Origin of the sequence: Novosphingobium aquae (assembly GCF_037572715.1) — a bacterium.
Taxonomy (GTDB): Bacteria; Pseudomonadota; Alphaproteobacteria; order Sphingomonadales; family Sphingomonadaceae; genus Novosphingobium; species Novosphingobium aquae.
Window position 1 is genome coordinate 1 of record NZ_JBBHJY010000037.1, and the last position, 369, is coordinate 369.

Below are 369 nucleotides of genomic sequence, written 5' to 3' on the forward strand. Positions count from 1 at the left end.
TTGCGCCCTTAACTTAGCTAACAAAGAATCCTTCGGATTCTTGCTAACGCCAGATCGCCTGTGGAAAGACGGCGGCACGCCGCTCGCCAGGCCTTCCGAAACGAGGGTGAGCGAAGACCCTGGACTGACCCATGTCACGCTCATCTGGTGCGAAGGCGAGCGTGAGGACTGGCTCAAATTTGGCAGGCCCGTTTCGACACGCATCGTCGATCGAAGGCAGCGCATCGAGAGCTATGCGGCAGACCAGGTGTTCGGCCGGGTGCGCTGGGCGTCCAATGATTATGGCACCATCCGTTCGACACTCGACATCGTTCGTGCCGCCAATGGGACTGAACCTTGCGTCCCTGTGCTGCAGGTCAATCCCGGCGG

1 protein-coding gene is annotated in these 369 nt (G+C 59.9%); it reads left to right on the top strand.

What is annotated here, in order from left to right:
* Positions 1-106: 106 nt before the first annotated feature.
* Positions 107-369: DUF2840 domain-containing protein (locus WG900_RS20175; protein WP_339970190.1), on the top strand; the 263-nt coding region annotated here is incomplete at its 3' end.